Genomic DNA, 20,988 nt, shown 5'->3' with positions numbered 1-20,988 from the left:
TCTATGTTCACAGCTGGATTTATCTCTATACTCATAATGGGAATGCTCCCGGAAGTATGCCGGCTGCCATACCGGACAATACGTTAGTCCAGAGGATACGAAGTCCAATGACTGCTGCAAGATAGACCAGTAAAGTCAGATATGCCATGCGGTCACGTTTCTGGTAATGAAGCGGTTTCATCTTGGTTCTGCCTTCCCCGCCACGATAACAGCGGGCTTCCATTGCCATTGCCAGATCATTAGCACGGCGGAATGCAGATACAAATAATGGCACCAGAAGCGGAACCATGTTTCTGGCTTTCTGAATCAGATTTCCATGTTCAAAATCTGCTCCTCTTGCCATCTGTGCTTTCATGATTTTATCCGTTTCTTCAATCAGAATCGGGATAAATCGAAGTGCAATTGACATCATCATTGCAATTTCATGCACCGGTACTTTTATATATTTTAATGGAGATAACGCTTTTTCCAGACCATCTGTCAACTCGTTTGGTGTTGTGGTAAGTGTCATCAGCGAGGTTCCGATAATTAAGAAAATCAGACGAACCATCATGACAACAGCATTTTTCAATCCCTCATAAGTAATGGTAAAAATCCAGAAGGAAACCAGCTTTGTTCCCGGTGTCAAAAACAAATTAAATACCGCTGCAAATAACATAATCAGTACAATTGTTTTCAATCCTTTAACCATATAGGAAAATGGCACCTTTGACAGCTTGATTAATACTACCAGAAAGATTGCTGCCAGTATAAATGCCGGAAGTCCCTTAAATACAAACAGGGAAATAATATAAATCAGTGTTCCAAATAATTTTACCCTCGGATCCAGCTTATGAATAACGGAATCTGCCGGATAATATTGTCCTAATGTAATATCTCTTAACATACTGTTCCATCCTGTCTCTTTGCTGTCACACGCAGGATTTCATCCCGTGCCTCGTCTACTGTAGTTGCATCTGTGCTTACCGGGAAACCTTCTTCCTTCAATTCATGCATCAGATAAGTTACCTGTGGTGCCGCAAGTCCGATTGCTTCCAGTTCTTTATAGTGGCGGAATACTTTCTTTGGAACATCATCAAACATCACCTGTCCCTGATTCATTACAATAATTCTTTCCACATATTTAGCCACATCTTCCATGCTGTGTGAAACAAGAATGATGGTAATTCCACGTTCTTTATGCATTGCTGCAAGCAAATCTAAGATTTCATCACGGCCCTTCGGGTCAAGTCCCGCTGTCGGTTCATCTAAAATCAGCACCTCCGGCCGCATGGCAAGCACCCCTGCGATTGCAACACGTCTTTTTTGTCCACCGGACAAATCAAAGGGTGACTGATAATATAATTCTTCCGGAAGTCCTACGCTCCGTAATGCTTCAAATGCCCGAAGTCCTGCCTCTTCCTTGGTCAGTCCCTGGTTCTTTGGTCCAAAGGATACATCATCAAAAATGGTAGTTTCAAAAAGCTGATGCTCCGGATACTGAAAGACAAGTCCCACTTTACTACGCAGGGCTTTCATATCAAAGTCCTCTTCGTAAATATCCTGACCATTATAGTAAATGCCACCGCTGGTTGCTCTTACCAGTCCGTTCAAATGCTGAATCAGGGTGGATTTACCGGAACCGGTATGTCCGATGATACCGATAAATTCTCCATCTTCTATTTTCAGATTAACATCCTTTAAGGCATGTATCTCATAGGCAGTGCCTGAGCTGTAAACATAATTTAATTCATTTATTAGGATTGACATAGCTTTTCCAACGCCTCCGTCAGTTCTTCTCTGGTCAGGATTCCATCCGGTATATCCAGTCCCGCCTTCTTAAGTTCATATGCTAATAATGTAATCTGCGGCACATCCAGACGATATTCCTTCAATCGTTCCACCTGGGAAAAGATGCTGCGCGGCGTTCCCTGCATAACCACTTTTCCGGCATCCATAACATAGACATGGTCTGCCTCTACCACTTCTTCCATATAATGTGTAATCAGAATGATGGTCACACCCTTTTCCCGGTTCAGTGCATGAACAGCTTCTAATACTTCTTTTCTTCCTACCGGATCCAGCATGGCTGTCGGCTCGTCTAAAACAATACATTCCGGCTGCATCGCCATTACCCCGGCAATAGCCACACGCTGCTTCTGTCCGCCAGATAATTTATTTGGGGAATGCTCTCTGTATTTTAACATGCCGACCGCTTTTAAGCTTTCTTCCACGCGCTGCCAGATTTCATCTGTCGGCACACCTATATTTTCCGGTCCAAATCCGACATCCTCTTCAACCACGCTTGCAATAATCTGATTGTCCGGATTCTGGAATACCATTCCGGCACGCTGTCTGATATCCCAGATGTTCTTCTCATCTGTGGTATCAAATCCATCTACCCAGAGGCTTCCCTCTGTGGGCTCTAAAATTGCATTGATATGCTTGGCAAGGGTAGATTTTCCAGAACCGTTGTGTCCTAATACTGCGATAAAGTCACCCTTTTTTACATCAAGGCTTACTTTATCAAGGGCAGTCTGGATAGACTCCACATTGCCTTCTTCATCACGTCTTATATATTCATGTACCAAATCTTTTGCTTTGATGATGCCCATAATTTACCTTTCTACCAATGTAATCTGTGCAGTTCACCCGCCAGCCGCATATGGTCAAAATTGTTCTGGCGCAGTGCTTCATATAATACGATTGCTGCTGAATTGGATAAATTTAAGGAACGGGTATCTCCGATCATAGGAATCCGGATACACTCATCCGGATGCTGTATCAGAATTTCTTCCGGAATACCCGCACTTTCCTTTCCAAACATAATATAACAGTCCGGCTCATAATTTACTTCCGTATAAACATGGCGTCCCTTGGTGGTTGCCATATAAATCTTTGCACCCGGATTCTTCTCTAAGAAATCCTCATAATTGACATATCTTGTCACATCCAGCTGGTCCCAGTAATCCATTCCTGCCCGCTTGATTGCTTTCTCCGTCAGATGGAAGCCCAGCGGCTCAATCAGATGCAGTCTGGTTCCGGTTGCTACACAGGTTCTTCCGATATTTCCGGTATTATAGGGAATCTCCGGCTCATAAAGTACAATATTAAGCTTCGCCATTGTTCCCGCCTCGCAATCCTGTTATGTAACGCTCCATACGGTCTAATGCCTCTTTCAGATTATCCAGGGAATAAGCATAGGAAATACGGATAAATCCTTCTCCGCAGTCACCAAATGCAGTTCCCGGAACAACCGCTACCTTCTCTGTCTTTAAGAGATTGGTGGCAAATTCTTCAGAAGTCATGCCAAATTCTTTGATACATGGAAAACAGTAAAAGGCTCCATATGGTTCAAAACACTCCAAGCCCATTTCTTCAAAACGGTGCATCAGATATCTTCTTCTGCCATTATATTCTTCCCGCATTCTCTGGACATCTTCATCCCCTGCCCGGAGTGCATCCACTGCTGCATACTGTGAGGTAGTCGGTGCACACATAATTGCATACTGATGAATCTTTAACATCTGGTCTAAGATGATTCTCGGTCCGCAGGCATAACCCAGACGCCATCCGGTCATCGCATGGGATTTGGAAAATCCATTGATAACAATGGTACGCTCCTTCATGCCCGGAAGGGATGCGATAGAAATATGCTTCTCGGTATAAGTCAGTGCAGAATAAATCTCGTCACTGATGACAAAGAGATCATGCTTCTTTACTACCTCTGCCACTGCTTCTAAATCTTTCTTCTCCATGATTGCTCCGGTAGGATTATTCGGGAAAGGCATGACAAGAAGCTTGGTCTTTGGTGTAATTGCCTCTTCTAATTCTTCTGCAGTCAGACGGAAATCGTTTTCTGCCTTAAGATTAATCGGCACCGGCACACCATTGGCAAGCACGGCACATGGCAGATATGATACATAACTTGGCATCGGGATTAATACTTCATCGCCCGGATCAAGCATGGCACGCATGGCAATATCAATCGCCTCACTTCCGCCTACGGTTACTACAATTTCATGCTGATAATCATACTGCAAGTCATAATTACGGAATAAGTATTTTGCAATTTCTATTTTTAATTCTTTTAATCCGGCATTGGAAGTATAAAAGGTACGTCCCTTCTCTAAGGAATAAATTCCCTCATCCCGGATATGCCATGGAGTATCAAAATCCGGCTCGCCTACTCCTAAGGAAATAGCATCTTCCATCTCATTTACAATATCAAAAAATTTCCGGATTCCAGATGGCTGTATCGTTACGATTGTTTTTGATAATGGATTTCTCATGGTATCATCTGTATCCTTTCATCTTTTGATTTTGCTGCCATAATGGTTCCGTGGTCTTTGTATTTCTTTAAGATAAAGTTGGTCTGTGTGCTTAATACAGAATCCAGTGCAGAAAGCTTCTCAGATACGAACTGGGATACTTCACGCAGGCTCTTTCCCTCGATGGTCACCAAAAGGTCAAAGCTTCCTGAAATCAGATATACAGAATTTACTTCCGGATAATTATAAATACGCTCTGCTACTTTATCAAATCCCATACCACGCTGCGGAGTAACCCGTACTTCAATTAATGCGGATACTTTTTCTACGCCGGCTTTATCCCAGTTAATCAAGGTATGATAGCCACAGATGATATTTTCTTTCTCCATTGCTTCTAATTCATTCATAACGGCTGCTTCTTCTACGCCTAATACAACAGCCAGCTCTTTTAAATCGATTCTGCTATTCTTCTCTATAAAGGTTAAAATCTTCTCTCTCATGCTTCAATTCCTCCAATTGATTTCTGATTTACTACTGAATTACTTTATATAATTCATCCGTCTTCGGTGGTTCTAAAAATCTGCGTTCGTCCTCATTCATAAGCACGCGGTCATTTCCCGCAGTTGCTTTTCCGATTACCGTTGCTTCAATACCATTTTCCTTTAATCTTCTGATCAGCTCATTTCCATCAGCTGCTGCCATCAGCATACAGCCGCTGGATATCAGTTCATAGGGATTGATATGGAAAAACTCACAGACTTCTACTGTCTCCTGCCGAAGCGGAATCTTCTTTAAGTCGATTTCCAGTCCGACGCCGGATGCTTCTGCCATCTCCCAGAGTGCTCCAAATATTCCGCCCTCTGTTACATCATGCATTGCTCCCACGCCAGACTTCACGGCGGTGGCGGCCTCCGGCATTACAGATAAATACCGGTCAAGTGCCTGTGCCTGTTCTACAAAATGCCTGGAAAAATGAGTACAGAGTTCTTCTTCCTTTTCATGGGCAATAATAGCTGTTCCCTCTAAGCCAATCCACTTAGTGGCAATGATGTCCATGCCCGGTTTTGCTCCTCCGGTAGAAATGAGTCCGTTCTTCTTTACCTTCCCTACACCGCATACAGTAACCAGTGGCTGATTTACCACCCTGGTAATCTCGGTATGTCCGCCCATAATCTGAACGGACACCGCCGCGGCAGCCTCTTCCAGCTCCTGCATCAGTTGTTTCAAAAGGCTTTCTTCCGTGTGCTCCGGCAGCAATATGGTTAACATAACTCCAATTGGTTCTGCTCCGGCACTTGCCAGGTCATTAGTAGTAATGAGAATTGCCAGCTTTCCGATTTCATGGATTGTTCCTGTAATCGGATCCGTAGACATTACAAACATCTCATCCGGGGCAAGGGTAAGAGCAGCACAGTCTTCTCCCACGCCTGCACCTAACACAACTTCCTTTCTCTTCGTATGCAATTGTCTGATTACGGAGCGTTTTAATACGCTTTCCGGCACTTTTCCTATCTTCATAGATTCTTCTTCCCATTTTTACAGCATAAGGCTGTCTCATAGCCGAGGCAGCCTTTCTTGCTTCTTATTTACGCGGGTGGCGATAAAAATCGCATGCCTGCATCATCTTTCACCGTTTTACTGGGCGGCTGCAGTTCCATCTCCGGTTCCTGTATCCGGTGTCGTTGGTGTTGTTGGTGTTGTTGGTGTCGTTGGTGTTGTTGGTGTCGTCGGTGTTGTTGGTGCGGCAGGTGCATCAGCCGGTGGCTCTACTCCACCGGAAACCGCCTGTTGCTGCTGCCGTGCTGCAGCTTCTGCCGCCCTTGCTGCTACCGCATCTGAGCACCAGGTTGCTGCTGCAGAACGGATAATTGCTTCATCCTGCGTTGCAATCGCTGCATTCATTGCTCCAATTGCCTCTTCATTATCAGAGCCCATACCAACAGAAATAATTCTAGGTGTTGCTTTATATTTACTGGTATTAAATACCTCTCTGCTTTCTTCTACGCCATCTACGGTAACAATCTTCCAGAGTTTTGCCGATTTACCGATGTGTGCTTTCTGAACGGTTACAGTTCCAATCGGGTCTTCGGTAGTCTGCACCTGAATAGTCGGCTCTTCTTCACTGACCGTTTCACTGACAAAGCTTACCTGACGGTCAGCCGGTCTTGTCTCCTGACCAAATACGTTGAAATATACAATACCGCCGCTGCAGTATCCTTCAATATAAATCGGAGCCTCCTGATTATTCTTAAATTTCAAATCCTTTAAATTGCTGGCAATCGCTGCATCCATAGATGGCTGTACATATGTTACCAGCATGGAATGTGCATAACGCTCGGTAATATCCAGTTCTGCACGGATAACCGCATTATAAAGCGTTGTGGAAACCTGACATACCCCACCACCATAAGATTCTACGGTTGTACCATTCTCATATGCACCTGCCAGTTCATATCCACCGGAAGCGTCCAGTGGTGCAATAGCTTCATACACAGAAAATTCTTCTCCCGGGTAAAGTACGGTTCCATCGATTTTACTTACCGCATTTTTTACATTTGCCACACGACCGGCAGAAGAATCACTGAAGTCGGTAGAGAAAGAGCCCAGTAAATCCTTTACCTTGGAAAGTTCTTCTGCAGTTCCTTCCGGCTCTACCACATTTGCTACCAGACTGATGGTTGCATCTCCGCCCTTCCATTCTTCGGTAAAATATTTCTGTAAACTTTCTACAGAAGCATCCTCATCTACTTCGATACCTTCCTGGCCATCGATGATTTTAAATTCACCATCCTCACGTGTAAGGCCATTGTTGACCGCTTCCTGATTCAGCTCTTTGGCATGATTTTCCAGAAAACTTTTTGTGGTGTCTGTATCTACGGTATATATAATATCAAATACTTTATTTTCCTTTTCCAGATCTTTCTTCGCTTTGTAACGCTCCAGAAGATTTCCCGTACGGGTATAATTCATTGCTTCTTTTACGATATCCTTATTGCTCCAGCTCAATCCCAGATCAGAAGGGCTTGCCTTTACACTGTTTTCTGCAGCGGACAGTTCAAAGGTCGCATCCTCATAAGCAGATACTGCTGCTTCTACAGCTGCCTCTGCATCTGATTCACTCATTCCGCCTACAGACACATCCCCGATATATACGTTCTGTGGAATCACTTCTGCATTTTCATCCGCTTTCACAATTGCGGTTGCTGATACACCCGCTGTTACTGCGAGTACCAGTCCCAGAATCGGAAGCACTAATTTTATTTTTTTCATATTCTTCCTCTCAATCTCTTAAACCCTCAAGACATTTTAAAGCTTTTTATTCACCAGATTACACTGTGAAAGTTTTGCTAACACTCATTTTATCATATAACTTTGCATTTTCAAGCGTCATAACTACTAATATATTTGACAGAAATACGCGATTTCTGTATATTATGACATGATGAATGCATAAAAAATTCTATGAAAAAATAGTGATGCAAAGAGATAATACCATTGCTGCAACGAGAATAATTGCGATAAATCCTGCGAAATATTTTTTCCCTTTTGAATTTTTAAAATTAATCATTTCATTCACCTCATATTTATTTTTATACTACTATACTTTCGAAAGGAGCAAACTATGTTTCCTATCATACTCATATGCTTTATCATTTTTGTTGTTTTTCTAAACTCCAGAAAGCGTCAGATTACCAAACAGGAACAGGAAATTACCGAGCAGTTCTGGGCCCGTGAAAATAAAGCCAACGCCACCCGCCGCCGCAGTCTTGACAACCTTCCTTATATTACTATTCCGGAAGAACTGCTGACTCCCCCGGCACAGGCATCTGAAGATGTCCTCACCCTTTATGAAACACTTCGTCAGCTGTCTGCTAAAAAAATCGTTAATCTGAATGGCAAAACCAATACCGATTTAAAATTAGCTTACGGTGCTGCCAGCCTTGCAGCTCTGACCGAGTTTGATGAAAATTATAATACTTTAATCTGTACCATTGCAAAACTTGGCAAACTGCTCTGCGACCAGTCTGAAGCAAAAGCCGCCATCGATATTCTGCTCTTTGGCATCCGCTGCGGAAGCGATATTACAGATAATTATACGTTGTTAGTTCCTCTTTTAAAAGAAACAAACGACTGCAGTTCACTGACCGAAGTATATCAGAAGCTTGCCACACTGCCGGAAGGCTCCAGAAAACGTATCAAAGAAAAACTTTCCTAATCTTTCGTGCATCTTCCATACTGTGAAATCAACTTATCCATAAGACGCGATGCTTCGCTTCTGGTCAGTTGTTCCCAGACAATGTCAAGTTCTATTTTATGATAATCCGCCAGTTCCTTCAAGTGAATTTTTTGAATTTTCGTTGCAGGAGTCTGGCGTTTTGTTTTATAAATCAAATCTTTCGGTTCAAATACTTCCGGATTTGTTTCTCCATATGTCTTTTGTAAATACTGATAAAGTTCATGGGTTGCCAGTGCATCATAGATTGCCCGGTGCTCCCGCTCCCGCTCAATATCAAGGTAATCGCAGAGACATTCCAAAGACTTTTTTTCCGGACGCAGCATACATTTGCGTGCTGCTTTCAACGTATCTACTGCTTTTTTTTCAAACGGCACTTTCTCATTGACTGCCTGCTGCTTTAAGAAGCTGTAGTCAAATATGATATTGTGTCCCACCAGAATATCATCTCCGATAAATTCTGCTGTCTTATGAAATGCTGCTGCCGGACTTAAGCCTTCCTTTACCATCTCATCGGTAATTCCGGTAAGTTCTGTTATCTCCTGCGTAATTTTCCTGCCGGGATTCACAAAAATGTCCATGGTATCCGTCACTTCGCCATTTCTTATTTTTGCTGCTCCCACCTCAAGGATGGCATCATTTTTCGGATGAAGTCCCGTCATTTCAAGGTCAATTACTGTATAATCCTGTAGTATCATTTCCGCTTATCCTCTGCTTTACACAAATCCTGCAAGAAACATTCGCTGCACTTTGGTCCTCTTGCAAAACAGATATTTCTTCCGAATGTTATAATCTGGATGTTATATAAAATCCAGTGATCCTTCGGTAATACTTTCATCAGATCATATTCTACTTTTACCGGATCATCCTCTTTTGTAAATCCAAGGCGTTTGGAAATACGTTTTACATGGGTATCTACTACGATACTTGGGTCATGGTAAATATTTCCCCGGATGACATTTGCAGTCTTTCGTCCAACTCCTGCAAGGGAAGTAAGTTCTTCCAATGTAGACGGAACTTCTCCATGATATTCCTGAACCAGCGTCCTCGCACAGGATATGATATTCTTCGCCTTATTGTGATAAAATCCGGTGGAACGGATGTCCTCTTCTAATTCCGTCAGATCTGCATTTGCAAATTTTTCCAAGGTGTCATATTTTTTAAACAATGTTTCTGTCACAACATTTACCCTGGCATCCGTACACTGTGCACTTAAGATTACTGCAATTAAAAGCTGCCATGGTGTCTCATGATTCAGATAACAGATGTATTCAGTACCATAGGTTTCATCTAATCTTTTTAATATTTCTGCCGTTCTTTTTGTCACTTTGTCTCTCCCTCCCACTGAATTATCGTAACTTCCGCCTGATTTGTCAGCGGATTTCTGTTTTCATAATCAAATTTCAGATAGTATGGTCCGCATTTTCTGCCAAATGTATCTTCTTCGAAGCTATAGTCAAAGCATTCGATATGCGCAAGGCTTCCCTTCGGGCAATATGCTCTTGTCACATCTTTCCACTGCGCATAATCCTTTGCCCATTTCGGACGGCTCTTGGCATTTTCCCTGCTGTAAATATCATAAGTTGCCGCCTGATAGAACACTTCCATGTCAGCCACCCCAAGGCTTTCTACATATTCTAAGAGAATCTCGCTTCGCCGCATTCTGGTATGGCTCATGGCAAGGTAGCCATGTTCCTCATAGAAATGTCCCAGATTTTCAAACATATGATACGCACTTTCGTGTATCGTCTCTAGCAGCCGGATGCTCACCGGAAACTGTGTGCTGTTATAATATACCTCAAGCATTTCTTCTGCCAGCTTTATGTTACAGATATCTTCGTAGGAAAGCCACTTCGTCCGAAGCACCTCATAAGGTGGTTTTGCCTGGTATACTGCCTTATACTCTTTTGCATGTTCATACATATAAGAGCCTTTTAAAACCTTTAAGAAACCAAGCTGCAGCTGCTCCGGTTTCCATTCATAAATATCATCAAAGGAATGGGTAAATGTTTCATAATCTTCAAAAGGCAGCCCTGCGATTAAATCCAGATGCTGATGAATGTTTCCTGCCTTCTGGACTTTTTTCATCATCCGGTGCACATCTTTTAAATCCATATGACGGTGGATTTCCCGGATTGTTTCATCATGGGTGGACTGAACCCCGATTTCCAACTGTATCAGACCCGGACGCATCTTTGCAATTAAGTCTGCTTCCTCATCTGTCAGCAAATCCGCTGCAATTTCAAAATGAAAATTCGTGATTCCATTATCATGTTCTAAAATATACTGCCAGATTGCCATGGCATGCTTTTTGTCACAATTAAAGGTACGGTCAACAAATTTAACCTGTTTTACCTTCTGGTCTAAGAAAAACTGTAACTCTCTTTTTACGATTTCCACATCCCGGAACCGAAGTATCTTCTCTACCGAGGACAGGCAATAGCTGCAACGGAACGGACAGCCCCTGCTGGATTCATAATAGATAATCCGGTGGGAAAAATCCTCCGACAAATCATAGCAGAAGGGAATCGTATTCATATCAAGAATTTCCTGCGACTCATGAATCTGCACATTTCCAGCTCCATCAAAAAGGGCTATGCCCTTCATCTCCTCCAAACTGCCTTCTCCCTTCACATAATACCTGCAAAGCTCCGAGAAAGTTTTCTCCCCTTCGCCGATTATGACACCGGTAATAAACGGATGCTCTTTTAAGAACGCCTCCACTTCATAGGAAACCTCCGGACCTCCCACCCAGATCGGAACCTTGGGACAAAGTTTATGAAATTCCTCTGCCACTTCTAAAATAATGGAAATATTCCAGATATAGCAGGAAAAGCAGATTACATCCGGCTTTTTCAGATAAATCTCCCTTAAAATATATTCTGTCCGGTTATTAATGGTGTATTCTGCCAGTACTATATTTTCTTTTAATTCTCTGGCATATGCCCGCAGGCTGTAAACCGCAAGATTCGAATGAATATACTTTGCATTTACTGCCGTGAGTAATATTTTCTTCATGATTTCTTCCTCTTTTATTTCTATTCTGGGAAATTCATATTGGCAACATATCGTTCCTCAAAGTCCGCCTGTTCTGCAAGATTGATTGATTCGCATTTTCTTATCATTTCTTCCGTGCGGCTCCTGTTTTCTTCCGAACTTCCATAGGCGATACAGCCCTGCAGAGATGTATTTCCGACTGCTTTTGTACACTTCTCTAATTCCGCCGGAAGCAGTCCAATGCCTGCTGCTATATGCACATCCAGATATACCCCAAAGCCTCCTGACAAATATACTTTTTTTATCTCTCCCATGGAAATGCCTGCCTGCTCTAACAGTAATTCGATTCCGCTGTGAATTGCCGCTTTGGCAAGCTGCACCTCTCTGATATCCTGCTGGGTAAAAGTAATCTGTTTTCCATCCTTCATCCGTGCCAGCGGAAACCCTTCTTCCCTGTATTTTTCCTTCATCTGACCGGATGCATCTATGATATGATTTTCATAAAGTCCTGCCACCAGCTCTAACACGCCGGTTCCACAGATTCCCGTTGCCGGTGTGTTTCCAATCGTTCCAATAATTGCCCGCTCTCCAATGACACGCACCTTGCTGATTGCTCCGGTCACACTGGCAACACCGCATGAAATATTTCCACCTTCTAATGCCGGTCCTGCCGGTGCAGAGGTGGCAATCATCTTATCCTCTAATGCCAGCACCATTTCTCCATTGGTTCCCAAATCCAAAAGCAGGGAAGGTCTTTCTTCTTCATCCATCCCACACGCCAGCATGCCAGCTGCAATATCTGCGCCCACAAATGCTGAAATTCCAGGCAGTAACGTCACCGGTATGTTCGAAAGGCTGTCCTTTCGTTCTGCAAGACTGACCGGAGTAAATGGTGCCTTACCAAGTCCCTCACAGGAATCTCCCATATAAAGATGTTCCATGGTGGTATTTCCTGCAATATAAATATGCTCAATTACAATGTCTTTCTGTTTCTTCTGTATCTCTTCTGACAGGTTTAAAATATCCTGCCGGATTAATGTCTTTAATTTTTCACCCGTTCCCGCTACAGATGCCTTAATTCTGCTTAATACATCCTGTCCAAATATACGCTGGCTGTTGCCGCAGCCTGCTGTAGCAAGCACTGCTCCTGTTTCCTTCTCTACCAGCGCTGCAGCTATGGTGGTAGTCCCGATATCTACTGCAAGGAAAGTTTTTCTCGTTTGTCCTTTTGCCTCCCGTGCTCTGCCTTCTGTTATATTTATTTTTTCTACTCCTGCAATCTGGGTTAATTCTTCTCTTCCCTCTCCCCAGCCAAAGGCGGAAATTATAATATCTTCTTCCGGTTTCGGATAGAGTTTACAGGAATTCACCCATGCACCGTCTATCTCTACTTTACATTTCCCACAGGTGCCGTTTCCACCACATGCCATAGGAACCTTATAATCTTTCCGAAGCAGTGCCTGTGCGATGCTTTCTCCCGGCTGCATAATAATGTCCTGATGTAGTTGTCCAATTCGAAGTTTCAGCATTGTGGTCACTGCCTCCTTTCCTTGTGGTTGCCTATAAGCTGTCTTGTCCAGCATTCCTCGAAAACGCCTTTCCATTGTTTTGATAGCCTCGCTGCATTATCCATCGACTACAAATGCAACATAATGCCTGCAAGGGGCACTAAGAATTTCGACATAGCTATCGTATACTCCGGCAACCGGCGCCAATTCACATCCATGTTCAATTGCGCCTCGCCGGCACTTCCCTGTGCCGGCGTTGCCTGGAAGCAGGCAAAATTCTAAGTGCCCCTAACAGCCCTTATCATGCATTCGAAGTCGATGGACAATGCAGCTACGATATCAAATACCGGAAAGTCTGTTTATTTGCACTACTGTGGCTATTATACCCCCCGGCATTGCTACTTAACAAGGGGGAAAATCTTTTCTGTTCTGCCTTAGCACACCTATCTATAAAATTTATATAAAAATTTTCAAAAAGAATTGACAGATAATGTATTATCTTATAGACTGATGGTAACATATAAGTAAAAAGTAATTGGGCTGGTCAAGCGACCCTGGTCCACCGAGCGGCGGGGAATTTCCCCGCCATTACTATTTCAACATATCTATCATTCAAAGGACAAATCTATGACAAATAAAATTCTAAGCGTTTTTATTGATGAATCCGGAGACTTCGGTCCCTATGATTCACATGCTCCCTATTATCTTGTTTCTATGGTATTACACAACCAATCCATTTCCCTTTCCGAAAATATTACAAATTTTGACAGACATTTAACTAATCTTGGCTATCCCAACCACGCTATTCACACCGGTCCCCTTATTCGTCGGGAATCCATCTATTCTCATGATTTAACTTCGGAACGAAAACGTCTTTAAACTACAAATACCGCCGGCAGCTGCGCTCCCAAACGCAGTTGCCGGCGGTATTTTCACGCCCTTATATTTATAATATAAACCTTATTATTACATCTACTCCGCCAATCAGAAGAAGAATTCCTCCAATCAGATATACCTTTGTCTTCTGTTCATAGCCGAAATGATATCCAACATAAGCACCACCGACTACACAGACAACAGTTAGTATGATTCCAACCAGTATTAATGACAGTAGGCTTGTTCCCAGAAAGCCAAATGCTGCACCGGTCAGGAATGTATAAAATGATGTTACAGCACAAATCCGTACGAATTTATGTACGCCAAGATTCTCTTCCCGGCGTTCATCAATCCGGTCATTCTTCCAGGCTTTAATCAAAAGCCGGATTCCCAGACACAGGAATACTGCCACTGAAATCACTTCACCTAATATAACCTGTGATTCTTTAATATCATATTTACACAGGAGGTCGGCTCCAAGATTTCCAAGATATAAAACAATTACCTGCCATACGGATACCAGTAATGTCACCAGCACAAGCTGTTTGGTACGAATCTTAGCTAACATTGCTCCCTGACATTCTACTGAAGCAAATACATCCATGGAAAGTCCGCATACAATTATTAATGTTTCTATCCAGTTCATCTTCCGTCCTCCTTTCTCTTAAAATTATTATACTTAATCCTCTGCCTTAATGGAAGCAGTTTCCCAAATAAATTTTACATTTCCTTTGACACCATCTGCTGTTCTGGTAAATGTGTTATATTCATTTCCGGCATCCAGCACTGCATCTACTTTATCCAAGAGCTCTTTCAAATCTCCGTTGTAAGCATCCGCAAGTTTCTCAATTGCCTGCTCATCAAACTGTGCCATTCCATCTGCCAGTGTCTCAGAGCCATCCTCTAACTGGTCTACACCATTTATCAGAAGGTCTGTTGCACTCTTCAAAGAAGTCATTCCTGCATTCAGTTTGTCATTATTTGCAACTAAGGTATTTGCTCCGTCTGCCAGCTGTTTTGCACCATTGGTCAAATCTGTAATTCCCTGTGAAAGTGCGCCATTTACAGAGCTGTCTAATGTATTAACACCTGCTACAATTCCATCGTCACCATTCAGGCCTGCATCTAAGGATGCTGCTCCAGTCTTTAAGGTTGCAAGCTGTGTATCATCAAACTGTGCAAGTCCTGCCTGTACCTGAGCCAGTGCCTGTGCACCACCTGTAGTTCCAAGCTTGGTTGCAACTGCTGAAATATTCTGTAACTGGGCTGCATAAGCTGTGCTTAAGCTATTGAAATCAACCGCACTGCCTGCCTGGGTAGTTACTGCTAAAAGTGTTGCATTGGTTGTATCATCCAGCATATAAATATTAGCATCTGCATTAACCGCCTGTAATCCGCCACCGGTTGCTGCTACTACCTGTGAATAGGCACCGTTTAATGTACTTCCCGGGGTCTGTAACTGCTGTAATACTGCAAGATAATTTACTGCTGCACTGGTATAATCAGTCAATGCGGAAGTAAATGCTGCCTGTGCATCTGCTGAAGATGCATAAGCATCCATTCCTGCAAGACTGCCATTTACAGTAGATTTCAAGGTTCCGATTCCATCTACCAGCTGGGCAACTCCACCATTAATCTGTGTTGCACCGGCTCCTGCCTGCTGCACACCAGTCTTTAATGCAGATACACCACTTGTCAGTGCCGGAGCACTTTCTGCAAGCTTTGCAATGCCGGAGTTTAAGGTATTTGCACCATCTGCTACTGCAGATGCACCAGAAGTATAATCTTTCACACCAGACTGTGCTGTTCCAACACCAGCTTTAAATTCTCCAAGACTGCTCTGTAATGTTTTCAGTCCGTCGGATAACTCGCTGCTGCCATCTACCAACTGGTCAGATGCATCAGTCATCTCATCTATTGTATCGGATAATACAGATAAGTCAATATCTCCATTTACATTCATTTCAGAAAGAAGGTTGCTGGATGCCATGGATACTGTCATGTCCAGTGAGAAATCTTCTACATCTGCAGTTACTTCTACATAATCCGGGAACTGGACATCATCACCAAGGTCAGCATCATCAATACCAAGGCTTTCTTTTAAACCTGGCATTGTGATTCCTACCACAATATTGTTTTTTCCATCAGAAATTACTTTTCCATTGGTAACTTCTACATTCGTGAAGTTATCATTTAATACCATTCCGGTTACAACAGAGAACGGAACATAGACATCTGTGGATTTGCCATCGATAGTCTTTGTTGTCTTCTCATTATTGGTAAATTCAAAACGCATGGTAACTTTTCCGCTCTTTCCGGCTAAATCCTTTGGAGCAATTTCTTTTCCATCCAGATAGTAAGTAATTTTCTGGGTAATCGGAGCTTCTTTATCCGTAGTACCCTGATAGAAGATATCATTTCCCTGTGCATCCCAGGTTACTTTATCTCCATCCTGTTTGAAGGTCTCATCGCCTTTTACATTCTTGATATCCTTTAAATCAGATGCGTCCTCCAAAGTATCTGCATTCTCTTTATTCTTTAACCAGTCACTTACGATGGTTTTATTTACGGTACCATCTGCATCTGCAATCATATATACTGTTTCATCTTTTCCGGTTTCTTCTGTTTCCTTATCGGAATTCAGAAGATTTCCCAGCTGGTCTTTTAATTCCGATTTGGTTTCTTCTGCGTCTGCATTTTCTGCATCTGTATCCTCCGTAGAAGCTTCTTTCTCAGTAGTCTCCTCTGATACGCTTTCGGTAGATGGCTTTGCTGCATTTACCTGCCATACGCCATAACTGGTTCCAAGCATTGCCACCATCAGCACACCTGCGATTACACGAATCGCATATTTATTTTTGAATTTATTCTTTAATTCTGAAAATTTCATTGTTATGTCCTCCTTCTTAATCTATACCGTTTTGTTCTTGTTGCGGAAACCAGCACTGGTTACGCAGATTACTTTATCAAATATCATAAACAATGAAGGTAGTACAAAGATTACAACCAACATACTAATCAGTGCACCTCTTGCCATCAATGTACATAAGGAACTAATCATATCGATATCAGAATAAAGTCCTACACCAAAGGTTGCTGCGAAGAAACTTAATGCGGATACGATAATGGACTGGATGGAGCTCTGCAAGGCACTTGTAATTGCTTCCTTCTTCTCGGCTCCCTTATATCTTGCTTTTTTATATTTATTGGTCATCAGGATTGCATAGTCAACCGTTGCACCCAGCTGAATGGTTCCGATTACGATGGATGCGATAAACGGAAGCTGTGTACCGGTGTATGCCGGAATACCCATGTTGATAAAGATTGCAAAGTAAATTGCAGCTACCAGGATAATCGGCAGTGATATAGATTTAAATACAACTGCGATGATTACGAAAATTGCTCCGATAGATACTGCACTTACGACTTTGAAGTCATGGTCTGTCGTGGTAATCAGATCCTGCGTACATGGTGCTTCACCAATTAACATGCCATTTTCATCATAGTTCTTAATAATGCCGCTGATGGCATCACACTGTGCATTTACTTCATCTGATGCTACTTTATACTCGGAAGTAATCAGCAGCAGTTCATAATTTTCATTTTCCAGCTCGCCACGGATAGAATCCGGGATGACATCTCTTGGAATTGCCGGTCCGACGATTGCATCCAGACCAAGTGTTGCCTTTACACCATCCACATCATCGATTTCATCAATCATCTTCGATATGGTCTTTGGCTCTAAGCTGCTGTCTACTAAAACAATGTGGGTAGCACCCATATCAAAATTTTCTTCCAGCTTGTTATTTGCTGCAATACTTTCCAGTGAATCCGGCAATGTACCAGCCAGATCATAATATACGTTCGTATTGTTATAACCCCAGATTGCAGGCCCTAAGATTACCAGGAATAAAATAATGAATATGTAATGATGGCTGGTAATCCAGTTTGCAATATTTCCAAGGTCCGGTAAGATAACACGATGCTTCGTTTTCTCAATTGCCTTGTCAAACACCAGAATCAGGGATGGAAGAATGGTTACGCAGGCGATTACACCGAAGATAACACCCTTAGCCATTACCACACCAAGGTCAAGTCCCAAGGTAAAGCTCATGAAGCATAATGCAATAAATCCGGCTACTGTAGTAATGGAACTTCCGACTACAGAAGTAATGGTATTTGAAATTGCATGTGCCATGGCACGATTCTTATCTCCCGGAAACCGTTCCTGATTCTCCTGATAACTGTGCCACAGAAAAATGGAGTAGTCCATGGTAACACCAAGCTGTAAGACTGCCGCCAACGCCTGCGTTACATAGGAAATTTCCCCTTTTATTACGTTACTTCCCAGATTATATACGATTGCCATTCCGATACTTAATAAGAAGAACAACGGAATGATTGCGGAATCCATTGTCAGGGAAAGTACCAGAACAGATAACAATACTGCAATCAATACATAAAACGGAACCTCTTTGTTGGTCAGATCCTTAATGTCTGTTACAACTGCTGACATACCACTTAAGTAACACTGTTTTGTTGTGATTCCACGAATCTCTTCAATGGCATCCATTGTCTCATCTGCTGACATGGAAGTATCAAACAAAACCGCCATCAGCGTGCTGTCCGATTCATCATTGTTGAATATGTCATAAATTTCATCCGGCAATACGTCCATTGGTACGGATAAGTCTGCCAGTGAATCATACCATATAACAGATTTAACATGGTCTACATCTGCAATCTGTTCCCGAAGGGTGGAGATATCTTTATCTTCCATACCTTCAATGACACATAGGGAAAATGCTCCTGTACCGAACTCATCTACCAGAATATCCTGTCCTTTCATGGACTCTAATTCATCTGGCAGATAGGAAAGGATATCATAGTTAACCCTTGTGTTAAAGTAACCAAATGCTGCTGGAATCAGTAAAGCAAAACTGATAATAAGTATCAGGACTCTGTGCTTTACGACGCCCTTTCCAAATTTAATCATCTCTTTACCATCTCTTTCTTTTTCATGTTTTTCTAGGTAAGAGTATAAAAAAAAAGACTGCATCCGAACATATGCAATCTTTTTTGGCTGTATCAATCCAATATACAAATTGTTGAATCTGTAACAGTTGCTATACATATCTGCCAATTTGTATATTAATTATCGCCTGTAATATCTGCGATAGAATTGCGAATCATATAATTATAAATATCCGACATCTCTTTTGCCGGCATAGACATTCCACTTTTTATCCAGGTAATTACCAGAAAACATAAGGACTGGGCATGATACCGGGCAATCCGCTCTTTTGTAAGCCATGGCGATGGAATCTTCTTATCCAGATTCTTCTCTTCCAATACTTCTATCAATGTTCCCGTAATACATTCCTTTACAATATCTTCAAAAGAATTCTGTCCCTCTAGGCGGCTTGCTTTGGTATAGAAATCTTTTTCTTTTTCAATACCAGCAAATATAATAATTAACGCCTGATCAATCATTCCATTCTGAATCAACGGCTTTACCGGCTCTAATAATTCAGTCCGGATAATCCACTCTAACAGTTCATACTTATCCTGAAAATGATTATAAAAGGTCGGACGGATAACTCCCGCTTTATCAGTTATCTCCTTGATTGTAATCTTTTCTATAGGTTGCTTGATTGTCAGCTCTTTTAGGCTCTCCGCAAGCAGTGTATCGATTGCGTTCCTTCCCTGATTCGTCATAACTTCCTCTCATCTTCCTATCAAACAGCCGTCTAAACGACCAGTCGCACTATGGTGATACTTCTTGCTTCCTTATCATTCTTAAGGTCTATGATTTCTCCTGTATCACAGACTTTTACAATGGGGCGAAGCACAAATCCCTGATAATTATGCTTTACTACTGCCATTCTGCCATCAGAAAGTTCCACTTCACAGCCTGCCGGATAGACAGCCACCCAGCGTAAAAATACTTCCACCAGCTTCGGATCAAACTCCGAACCGTTCATTGCCATTATATATTCAATGACATCTGCCGGCGGCATCGGATCACGGTATGGCCGTTTTGAAATCATGGCATCATACACATCTGCCAGCTTGATAATTCTTCCATAAATACTGATTTCATCACCGGATTTGCGCATCGGATAACCTTCGCCATTATAGCATTCATGATGTTCTAATACACCAAGATATACTTCCGGTGCGAAATCAAAATTATCCCTCAGGAACTCATATCCTAACTTCGGATGCTGTAATACGATTCTTCTTTCATCCTCGGTCAGTGCACGACGTGCATTTAATATATCTATCTCTAAGAATTTCTTTCCGATATCGTGAAGTAATGCAGCCGTAGTAAGAATGCGGAGCTCATACTCATTCATTCCATAATGTGCTCCGATTACTGCGGATAAAATTCCCACATTTACAGAATGAAAATAAGTATAATCATCATAATTCTTAAGACTCATCATGTTATACATTACTTCTTCATTTTCCAGAAGACTGTCCACCACCTGCATGACAGCTTCCCGGATCTGCCATTCCTGTTCACTGACATCTTCCTCTTCCATGCGGTCAACAAACAGATGATGTACTATTTCCAGGCTCTTTGAGTGAATAGACGGCTTAATTACTTCGGCAATCTCTATTTCTTCGGAAAACTTATCATCAATATAAAGACCCGGATAACCCATCTTATCCAGATTCTCTATCTGTTCCTGATTCAAAATCTGATGTCTGCCTAAAAGCATGACTCCCTGACCGTCTAATATGTCCTGAGCCAGTGCCATTCCGGCTTCCACCCTTTTTATTGGTAGATAACGCATCTAAATTGCTCCTCTTTGTCTTTTGTTACCCCACACGCCTATTCTATAACATTTTATCTGCGATTACAACTTTTTTACTCATCAAATTCTACCGTCACAAAAAAGCCCTTCGGTGTTTCCTTTACATCCACTACCGTCCCTTCGGTAGACTTCAGGCGTTCCCGGAAGGTATAATTTGCTGACATTGCAAATGCATTTCCAAGTGTATAGTAATAAGAAGTCGGCAGCTTACTCTCTGTCACCGGTAACACATCTCCTACTTCCAGTAACCCGGTTCTCTCCATTTTAAACTCCATCTGCCGCATTGATAATACGCCTCC

The 20,988-nt window shown here is 42.3% G+C and carries 19 protein-coding genes; 1 reads left to right on the top strand and 18 read right to left on the bottom strand.

Features of this window, described 5'->3' with window-relative positions; translation table 11 throughout:
- Positions 1-31 precede the first annotated feature (31 nt).
- The 8 genes from DWX96_RS06880 to DWX96_RS06845 form a co-directional block, all read right to left on the bottom strand.
- Positions 32-886 carry an energy-coupling factor transporter transmembrane component T family protein gene (locus DWX96_RS06880; protein WP_118057092.1) on the bottom strand — a complete coding sequence of 285 codons (855 nt, stop codon included), beginning with the start codon at positions 884-886 and terminating at the stop codon, positions 32-34.
- Complete coding sequence (locus tag DWX96_RS06875; protein WP_118057091.1) at positions 880-1,749, bottom strand: energy-coupling factor transporter ATPase; 870 nt, start codon at positions 1,747-1,749, stop codon at positions 880-882. Before DWX96_RS06875 ends, DWX96_RS06880 begins: the two co-directional genes overlap by 7 nt.
- Positions 1,737-2,594 (bottom strand): energy-coupling factor transporter ATPase, encoded by an 858-nt coding sequence (locus DWX96_RS06870; protein ID WP_022242740.1) that lies wholly within the window; start codon positions 2,592-2,594, stop codon positions 1,737-1,739. The genes DWX96_RS06875 and DWX96_RS06870 overlap by 13 nt, the downstream gene beginning before the upstream one ends.
- Before the next feature lie 11 nt (positions 2,595-2,605).
- Positions 2,606-3,103: a tRNA (cytidine(34)-2'-O)-methyltransferase gene (locus DWX96_RS06865; protein ID WP_022242739.1), complete on the bottom strand. Its 498-nt coding sequence runs from the start codon at positions 3,101-3,103 to the stop codon at positions 2,606-2,608.
- On the bottom strand, positions 3,090-4,271 hold the full coding sequence (locus tag DWX96_RS06860) for an aminotransferase class I/II-fold pyridoxal phosphate-dependent enzyme (RefSeq protein ID WP_117841649.1): 1,182 nt from the start codon (positions 4,269-4,271) through the stop codon (positions 3,090-3,092). Before DWX96_RS06860 ends, DWX96_RS06865 begins: the two co-directional genes overlap by 14 nt.
- On the bottom strand, positions 4,268-4,750 hold the full coding sequence (locus DWX96_RS06855; RefSeq protein ID WP_117696612.1) for an Lrp/AsnC family transcriptional regulator: 483 nt from the start codon (positions 4,748-4,750) through the stop codon (positions 4,268-4,270). The genes DWX96_RS06860 and DWX96_RS06855 overlap by 4 nt, the downstream gene beginning before the upstream one ends.
- A 31-nt stretch (positions 4,751-4,781) precedes the next feature.
- Complete coding sequence (locus DWX96_RS06850; protein ID WP_117696609.1) at positions 4,782-5,768, bottom strand: AIR synthase family protein; 987 nt, start codon at positions 5,766-5,768, stop codon at positions 4,782-4,784.
- A gap of 117 nt (positions 5,769-5,885) precedes the next feature.
- Positions 5,886-7,520, bottom strand: a complete 1,635-nt coding sequence (locus DWX96_RS06845; RefSeq protein WP_118057090.1) for a VanW family protein — start codon at positions 7,518-7,520, stop codon at positions 5,886-5,888.
- Between the two features lie 352 nt (positions 7,521-7,872).
- Here DWX96_RS06845 and DWX96_RS06840 point away from each other — a divergent pair, with 352 nt between their 5' ends.
- Positions 7,873-8,466 (top strand): hypothetical protein, encoded by a 594-nt coding sequence (locus tag DWX96_RS06840; protein WP_117841646.1) that lies wholly within the window; start codon positions 7,873-7,875, stop codon positions 8,464-8,466.
- On the opposite strand, the gene DWX96_RS06835 is transcribed toward DWX96_RS06840, so the two are convergent.
- The 10 genes from DWX96_RS06835 to DWX96_RS06790 form a co-directional block, all read right to left on the bottom strand.
- Positions 8,463-9,182 (bottom strand): 3'-5' exonuclease, encoded by a 720-nt coding sequence (locus DWX96_RS06835; protein WP_118057089.1) that lies wholly within the window; start codon positions 9,180-9,182, stop codon positions 8,463-8,465. The two genes, DWX96_RS06840 and DWX96_RS06835, sit on opposite strands and share 4 nt — an antisense overlap.
- Positions 9,179-9,811 (bottom strand): endonuclease III, encoded by a 633-nt coding sequence (gene nth, locus DWX96_RS06830; RefSeq protein WP_118057088.1) that lies wholly within the window; start codon positions 9,809-9,811, stop codon positions 9,179-9,181. Before nth ends, DWX96_RS06835 begins: the two co-directional genes overlap by 4 nt.
- Entirely contained in the window at positions 9,808-11,502 is a 1,695-nt protein-coding gene (locus tag DWX96_RS06825) for a B12-binding domain-containing radical SAM protein (RefSeq protein ID WP_118057087.1), read from the bottom strand. The genes nth and DWX96_RS06825 overlap by 4 nt, the downstream gene beginning before the upstream one ends.
- A 20-nt stretch (positions 11,503-11,522) precedes the next feature.
- Entirely contained in the window at positions 11,523-13,010 is a 1,488-nt protein-coding gene (locus tag DWX96_RS06820) for an ASKHA domain-containing protein (protein ID WP_158561826.1), read from the bottom strand.
- Between the two features lie 925 nt (positions 13,011-13,935).
- On the bottom strand, positions 13,936-14,511 hold the full coding sequence (locus DWX96_RS06815; RefSeq protein WP_022242983.1) for a manganese efflux pump: 576 nt from the start codon (positions 14,509-14,511) through the stop codon (positions 13,936-13,938).
- Between the two features lie 33 nt (positions 14,512-14,544).
- Positions 14,545-16,755, bottom strand: a complete 2,211-nt coding sequence (locus DWX96_RS06810) for a hypothetical protein (RefSeq protein WP_118057085.1) — start codon at positions 16,753-16,755, stop codon at positions 14,545-14,547.
- 21 nt (positions 16,756-16,776) lie between these two features.
- Entirely contained in the window at positions 16,777-18,861 is a 2,085-nt protein-coding gene (locus DWX96_RS06805; RefSeq protein WP_118057122.1) for an efflux RND transporter permease subunit, read from the bottom strand.
- A 155-nt stretch (positions 18,862-19,016) separates the two neighbouring features.
- Complete coding sequence (locus DWX96_RS06800) at positions 19,017-19,583, bottom strand: TetR/AcrR family transcriptional regulator C-terminal domain-containing protein (protein ID WP_118057084.1); 567 nt, start codon at positions 19,581-19,583, stop codon at positions 19,017-19,019.
- Between the two features lie 32 nt (positions 19,584-19,615).
- Positions 19,616-20,668 (bottom strand): HD-GYP domain-containing protein, encoded by a 1,053-nt coding sequence (locus tag DWX96_RS06795; RefSeq protein WP_118057083.1) that lies wholly within the window; start codon positions 20,666-20,668, stop codon positions 19,616-19,618.
- Between the two features lie 74 nt (positions 20,669-20,742).
- Positions 20,743-20,973 (bottom strand): hypothetical protein, encoded by a 231-nt coding sequence (locus DWX96_RS06790; RefSeq protein WP_022242978.1) that lies wholly within the window; start codon positions 20,971-20,973, stop codon positions 20,743-20,745.
- Between the last annotated feature and the right edge of the window lie 15 nt (positions 20,974-20,988).

The organism is Roseburia sp. AF22-2LB (assembly GCF_003461125.1).
In the GTDB taxonomy this organism is placed as follows: Bacteria; Bacillota; Clostridia; order Lachnospirales; family Lachnospiraceae; genus Roseburia_C; species Roseburia_C amylophila.
This window is presented reverse-complemented; position numbering and strand designations above follow the sequence as displayed.